At 73.1% G+C, this 6,707-nt stretch carries 6 protein-coding genes and 1 pseudogene; 5 read left to right on the top strand and 2 right to left on the bottom strand.

Annotation, left to right across the window (positions count from 1 at the left end; all coding sequences use genetic code 11):
• The coding region (locus tag ACRDSK_RS30435) for a CaiB/BaiF CoA transferase family protein (RefSeq protein WP_431444838.1) at positions 1–831 on the bottom strand (831 nt) is incomplete at its 3' end.
• Positions 832–879: 48 nt separating this feature from the next.
• Between ACRDSK_RS30435 and ACRDSK_RS30430 the strand changes: the two genes are divergently transcribed.
• Complete coding sequence (locus ACRDSK_RS30430) at positions 880–1,842, top strand: MaoC family dehydratase (RefSeq protein WP_431444837.1); 963 nt, start codon at positions 880–882, stop codon at positions 1,840–1,842.
• Here ACRDSK_RS30430 and ACRDSK_RS30425 read toward each other — a convergent pair.
• Positions 1,823–2,446 carry a helix-turn-helix transcriptional regulator gene (locus ACRDSK_RS30425; protein ID WP_431444836.1) on the bottom strand — a complete coding sequence of 208 codons (624 nt, stop codon included), beginning with the start codon at positions 2,444–2,446 and terminating at the stop codon, positions 1,823–1,825. The genes ACRDSK_RS30430 and ACRDSK_RS30425 overlap by 20 nt on opposite strands.
• Positions 2,447–2,535: 89 nt before the next feature.
• Here ACRDSK_RS30425 and folE point away from each other — a divergent pair, with 89 nt between their 5' ends.
• From folE to ACRDSK_RS30405, 4 genes and pseudogenes are all read left to right on the top strand, one after another.
• Positions 2,536–3,156, top strand: a complete 621-nt coding sequence (gene folE, locus ACRDSK_RS30420) for a GTP cyclohydrolase I FolE (RefSeq protein ID WP_431444835.1) — start codon at positions 2,536–2,538, stop codon at positions 3,154–3,156.
• Between the two features lie 41 nt (positions 3,157–3,197).
• On the top strand, positions 3,198–4,445 hold the full coding sequence (locus ACRDSK_RS30415; protein ID WP_431444834.1) for an NAD(P)/FAD-dependent oxidoreductase: 1,248 nt from the start codon (positions 3,198–3,200) through the stop codon (positions 4,443–4,445).
• 123 nt (positions 4,446–4,568) lie between these two features.
• Complete coding sequence (locus tag ACRDSK_RS30410; RefSeq protein ID WP_431444833.1) at positions 4,569–6,143, top strand: sigma-70 family RNA polymerase sigma factor; 1,575 nt, start codon at positions 4,569–4,571, stop codon at positions 6,141–6,143.
• Between the two features lie 67 nt (positions 6,144–6,210).
• Positions 6,211–6,707: pseudogene (locus ACRDSK_RS30405) on the top strand (hypothetical protein); the annotation flags it as partial.

Here is a 6,707-nt window from a genome sequence, read left to right as displayed (position 1 = left end):
CGCCGAGCCCGTGGCGAACCGGGGGTCGCCGGCGAGCGACTCGTCGCCGAGCAGCAGCCGGCACAGCGCGACCCACTCGCGCTCGTTCTGCACGGCGAGCACCACGGTCTCGCCGTCGCGGGCGGTGTAGGGGCCGTACGGTGCGATCGTCGCGTGCTCGGCGCTGGTCCGCGCGGGCTGCTCGCCGCCGTACCGGGTGTAGTAGGCGGGCTGGCCGAGCCACTCGGCGAGCGCCTCGAACAGCGACACCTCGATCGCCGCGCCCCGCCCGGTGTTGGCGCGCCGCAACAGTCCGGTGAGGACACCCGAGTACGCGTACATGCCGGCGGCGATGTCGGCGACGGAGATGCCGGCCTTCGCCATGCCGGCGGGTGTGCCGGTGAGCGACACCAGCCCGGTCTCGCACTGTACGAGCAGGTCGTAGGCCTTGCGCTCGGCCCACGGCCCGGTGGTGCCGTAGCCGGAGACCGTGCAGTGCACGAGCCTCGGGTAGCGCTCGCACAGCGGGTCGGCGTCGACGCCGAGCCGGGCGGCCGCGCCGGGGCCGAGGTTGTGCACGAACACGTCGGCGCCGGCGAGCAGCTCGTGCAGGATCCGCTGCCCGGCGGGCTGTTTGACGTCGAGGGTCAGCGACTCCTTGGACCGGTTGAGCCAGACGAAGTAGCTGGACTGGCCGAGCACGGTCTCGTCGTAGTGGCGGGCGAAGTCGCCGCCCCCGGGGCGCTCGATCTTGATCACCCGAGCGCCGAGGTCGGCGAGCTGCCGGGTCGCGTAGGGCGCGGCGACCGCCTGCTCCAGGCTGACCACGGTCACTCCGTCGAGCGGTCCCATTCGCGCCCTCCTCAAAATGTACGGCCAATGTATCGTAGTCTGCGAGGTATGGCCGTATATTCGTCCGGACCGTACTTCGACGAGCTCACCGTCGGCGACATGTTCACCGGCGCCCCGGGCGTGACGCTCACGTCCGGGCACGCGGCCGCGCACCAGGCCGTGCTCGGCGACCGGCTGCGGCTGCCGCTGGACCACGCGCTCGCCACCGAGGTCGCCGGCGCGCCGCTCGCCCACCCGGCGCTGGTGTGGGATGTCGCGATCGGCCAGTCGACCGTGGTGACGCAGCGGGTGCGGGCGAACCTCTTCTACCGCGGGCTCGCGTTCCACCGGTACCCCGCGCTCGGCGACACGCTGCGCACGACGACGGAAGTGGTGGGGCTCAAGGAGAACAGCCGCACGCCGGGCCGGCCGCCGACCGGGCTCGCGGCGTTGCGGATCACGACCGTCGATCAGCAGGCCCGACCGGTGCTGGACTTCCTGCGCTGCGCGATGCTGCCCCTGCGCTCGATCGAACCGACGGGCCACCGCGACGAAATGTCGACGCTGACCGGCGCGGCACCGAGTGCGCCACCCGTGGCCGGGTGGGACCTCGCCGCGTTCCGGCGCCTGCCCGGCGAGCACTTCGCCGACCTCGCCGCCGGCCGATCCTGGGCGGCGGCCGGCGCGGACGTGGTGTCTGCCGCGCCGGAGCTGGCCCGGCTGACCGTCAACATCGCGGCGGCGCACCACGACGCGGCGGCCGCGGGCGGTGAGCGGCTGGTGTACGGCGGCCACACCGTCGGCCTCGCGCTGGCGCAGGCGTGCCGGGCGATCCCGAACATCGTGACGGTGGCGAGCTGGACGAGCTGCGACCACACCGGGCCGGTGCACGAGGGCGACTCGCTGACGAGCCGGGTCGAGGTGACCGACACCTCGCCACTCGCCGACGGCGGTCTCGTATCGCTGCGGTCCACTGTGGAGAGTCAGGAAGGGTCGGTGCTGGACTGGCGGTTCACCGTGGTGCTGGCGTGAGGCGCACACAGCACCTGCCCGGGCCCGGGTCGGGCCGGGCGGCGTAATCCTCCTCGCCCAGGCCGGCGAGCATGCCCTCGACGAGGCCGAGCATCATGCCGCACATCAGCTCCGGGTGAGCTTGGGCGAGCGCGTGGAACGGGCAGTTGCGCAGCACCAGGTCGACACCGTCCGCGTACGGCACGAACCCGTTCCGCTCGAGCAGGGCACGCAGGTCGCCGCCGCGGCCGGCGAGCAGCTCCCCCGCCACGCGGGCATGGGCCGCCGGCTCCTCGCCCGACTCGAGCGTGCCGGCCAGCAGGTGTCCGGCGAGCTCGTAGCGCCGCTCCGGCAGCGTCACCGTCAGCTCCCGGTCCGACCGCCGGTAGAGCTTCGCCGGACGCCCGGCCCCGGGACCGGCTCGTTCGGTCCGCCGCTCGAAGGTGACCGCGAGCAGGTCCTCGGAGACGAGCTTGTCCAGGTGGAAGGCGACGGTGGCGCGCGGGATCCGCAGCGCGGCGGAGACGTCGTCGCGGCTCACCGGCTCCGGCGCGCCGGCCACGTGCGCGTACAGGCGCCGCCGCGTCGGCTCGCTCAGCGCCGCGATCGCGGCCACGTCGTCCACGGTCTCCACTCTAAGACAAACGTCCGTTGACGAAAACCGCTACGCGCTTCTAAAGTCACGGAAGTTGTTTTTAGAACGAGGGGCGCGCCGTGACCGTGAATGAGTTGAGCCAGCCGGGTACCGGCCGGCACCTGTCGGTCGTCCACGACCGCGACACCGTCGACCTCGAGGCGGCGGCCCGCGCGGTGGCGGACCTCCTCCGGGCGCTCGGCAAGGACCCGACGTCCGAGCACCTGGCGGACACCCCGGCGCGGGTCGCGAGATCCTTCGCCGAGCAGCTGAGCCCGCGCGAGTTCCGGCTGACGACGTTTCCGAACGACGAGGGATACGACGAGATGGTGGTGGCGAGGAGCATCCCCGTGCAGTCGCTGTGCGAGCACCATCTCCTGCCGTTCCACGGGGTCGCGCACGTCGGCTACCTGCCGGGCGAGCGGATCCTCGGCCTGTCCAAGCTCGCCCGCGTGGTCGAGCTGTTCGCCCGTGACCTGCAGGTCCAGGAGCGGCTGACGAAGCAGGTCGCGGACTGGCTGGCCGAGCACCTGCGGCCGAAGGGCGTCGGCGTGGTCATCGAGGCGGAACACCTGTGCATGTCCCTGCGTGGCGTGCGCGCACCCGGCGCGGTCACCGTCACCTCGGCGGTACACGGCCTCTTGCGAGAGGATCGGGGGTCCCGACAGGAGTTCTTCTCGCTCGCCGGAATCAGTGCCTGAACGACAAGCACCACAAGCACAACCAGACGGAGTGACACACCATGGTCAGCGACAACCCGTACGTCATCGTCGGTGGCGGTCTCGCCGGCGCGAAGGCCGCCGAGACCCTTCGCGAAGAGGGCTTCGAGGGGCGAGTGGTGCTCGTCGGGGACGAGCGGGACCGGCCCTACGAGCGGCCGCCGCTGTCCAAGGGCTACCTGCTCGGCGACGACGAGCGGTCGAGCATCTTCGTGCACGAGGAGAGCTGGTACGCGGAGAAGTCCATCGACCTGCGCACCGGCACCCGGGCCGTGCGGCTGGACCGCGACGCGCACGAGGTCGAGCTCGACGGCGGCGAGCGGCTCGGCTACGCGAAGCTGCTGCTGGCCACCGGCGCCTCGCCGCGCCGGCTGAAGATCGAGGGCAACCAGCTCGACGGCGTCAACTACGTGCGCCGGGTCGGGCACATCGACCGGCTGCGCGAGTCGCTGGCCGGCGGCGGCCGGGTGGTCGTCGTGGGCGCGGGCTGGATCGGTCTGGAGGCCGCGGCCGCGGCGCGGACCAAGTACGACGCCGAGGTGACCGTCGTCGAGCCGCAGCCCACCCCGCTGCACGCCGCGCTCGGCCCCGAGCTCGGCAGCGTCTTCGGCGACCTGCACCGCAAGCACGGCGTCGACCTGCGGCTCGGCACCGGCGTCACCGGGTTCACCGGCACGGACAAGGTCACCGGCGTCACGACCGACGACGGCACCGAGCTCCCGGCCGACGTGGTGATCGTCGGCATCGGCGCGCGGCCGAACACCGAGCTCGCCGAGGAGGCCGGCCTGGGCTTGGACGGTGACAACGGTGGCGTCATCGTGGACTCCCAGCTGCGCACCCAGGACCCCGACGTGTTCGTCGCCGGTGACGCGGCGAGCTTCCCGAGCGCGCGCTACGGCCGGCGCATCCGCGTCGAGCACTGGGCGAACGCGCTCAACGGCGGACCGCTGGCCGCGCGCGCGATGCTTGGCCAGGACGTCACCTACACCGACCTGCCGTACTTCTTCACCGACCAGTACGACCTCGGCATGGAGTTCACCGGCTGGTTCGCGCCCGGCGGGTACGACCAGGTCGTACTGCGCGGCGACGTCGACGGGCTGGCCTTCTACTCGTTCTGGGTGGCGGGCGACCGGGTCGTCGCCGGCATGCACGTCAACCTCTGGGACGACGGCGTCGGCCCCATCCAGGAGCTGATCCACGCCGAGCAGCCGGTGGACACCGCGCGGCTCGCCGACGCCTCCGTGCCGCTCGCCGAAACACTCAAGAGCTGACCTCGGGAACGTCTCGGGCACGTTGGCACTCCAACTCGGACGCCAAAAGTCGTAAGGTTCATCCGCCTCGCGGGCTCTCAGCCCGTGCGAGCCGCCCGAGACCGGACCGGAGGTCCACCGGCAGTGAGTGAGTTAGCCGAGCACACCGACGCCCAACTGGTCGCCGGTGTGCTCGCTGGTGACCGGCAGGCGTTCGCGGCCATCTATGACCGCTACGCCGACCGGTTGCACGACTTCTGCCACGCCGTGCTCCGCGACCGCGACGATGCCGCGGACGCTGTGCAGGACACCTTCGTTCTCGTCGCCCAGCGGCTCGCGCAGCTGAACGACCCCGATCGGCTCCGGCCCTGGCTCTACGCCGTCGCGCGCAGCGTGGCGTTGCGCAGGATCCGGGCCCGCCGTCGGGTCGTGCTCGACGAGGCGGAGGACATGGCGGACACGGATCCCGGACCGGCCCGGGTGGCCGAGCAGGTGGCGCTGCGCGAGCTCGTGTGGAGCGCGGCCGCCGGCCTGTCCGAACGGGACAGGGCACTGCTGGACCTGCACGTGCGGCAGGGCCTGGACGGCGCGGAGCTCGGCGAGGCGATGGGCGTCAGCCCGGGGCATGCCTACGTCCTGCTGACCCGGCTCCGCGACCAGGTGGAGAGGTCGCTCGGCGCGCTGCTCATCGCCCGGCAGGGCCGCCGGGACTGCACCGAGCTGGACGCCCTGCTGGCCGGTTGGGACGGCCGGTACTCGCCGCTCATGCGCAAGCGCGTGGCCCGCCACGTCGACTCGTGCGCGGTGTGCGACGACCGCCGGCGGATCATGGTCAGCCCGTTCGCGCTGCTCGCGGCCGTGCCGCTGCTGCCGGCGCCGGCGTGGCTGCGAGACAGCGTGATGAACCAGGTGGAGCTGGCCGGGTTCCACGGCGACCTGTCGGCCACGGGCGAGAGCCCGGTCGCGCCGGCGGCCACCACTGCGGCGAGCACGACAACCGACGCCAAGCCCGAAACAGCGCCCGACACCGAGGTGGTCACCGCGGCGAAGGTCGCGACCCGCGCCGCACCACAGCGGCAGCGGCTCCGCGTCGCCACCGCGGCGGCCGCGGCGGCACTGCTGCTGATCTTCGCGGGCGCGGTCGCGTTCCTGCGCAGCGGCCCGGAGTCTGGCGACCCGCAGGCCCTGGAGTTCCCCGTCTCCCCCACCCGCCAGGTCACGACCGACGAGTCGGGCACGTCGACCACCTCCTCGTCGGGCACGGCGTCGTCCGCCACCACGACGACCGACGCGGTCGGCGCGGACGACGAGGTCCTCGACGAGGAGGACCCGGGCGGCTTCGACGACCCGGACGACACCACGACGACCACCCGCCGCGTCCCGGACCCACCGGACCCGCCGGACCCGCCCGACCCCCCGCGCGACACGAACCCGCCGGGGATCGTCCGCGCCGACGCGAACCCCACCTCGGTGAGGTGCAACGGAAGCACGGACGTTACCGCGGCGATCACCGACGACGTCGGCGTCACATCGGTCACGCTCAGCTGGACCGGCGGCTCGGCGGGCATGACCCAGAGCGGCGGCGTGTGGGTCGGCACCGCGGGACCGTTCACCCAGGACGGCGCTACGTGGACGGTCACGGCCGTCGACGCTGCCGGTAACCAGTCGAAACCCGCTGGCGGCACTATCACCGTGAGCGGCTGCGAAAGAACCGGCTAGAAAGTTGTAAGGCCTCGCGGGGCACGTGACTCCTACCGGGCGACACACCGTCACCCAGGAGGACACGATGAAGAGCCACCGCAGCCACCGCATCGTCACGGTCGCCGGCTCCGTTCTGTTCGGGGTCCTGCTCCTCGGCGCCCCCGAGGCCGCCGCCGCGCCCGCGCCCCCGAACATCGGCACGCGGCCCACCGAGATCTCGACCAGTGAGCCGTGCCGGGACTGCCCGACGACCGAGTGCCCGCGGGGCACGCTCTGCCCCGCACCCGAGGAGCCCTGCGAGACCGACGCCTGCCCGCCGGCCGAGGAACCCGAGGAGCCCGGCCAGCCCGAGGAACCCGAAGGCCCGGCCGAGCCCGAGCAGCCGGCCGACGGCGACCAGCCGCAGGAACCCGCGGACGGCGACCAGGACGGCGACCAGGACACCGACCCGGCCGTCGAACAGCCGACGGAGCCGGGCACGGCCGCCGAGCCGTCCGCGCGGCCGGTCGGCCAGCCGCGTCCGCTGCCGGCCGGCGTGCCGGTGCCCACCCGCATCGACACCGGCGAGGGCCCCGCCGACCC

Origin of the sequence: Actinophytocola sp. (assembly GCF_050699915.1) — a bacterium.
Classification (GTDB): Bacteria; Actinomycetota; Actinomycetes; order Mycobacteriales; family Pseudonocardiaceae; genus Actinophytocola.
Note: the sequence above shows the minus strand (reverse complement) of the source record. Positions and strands in the feature narration are given on the sequence as shown.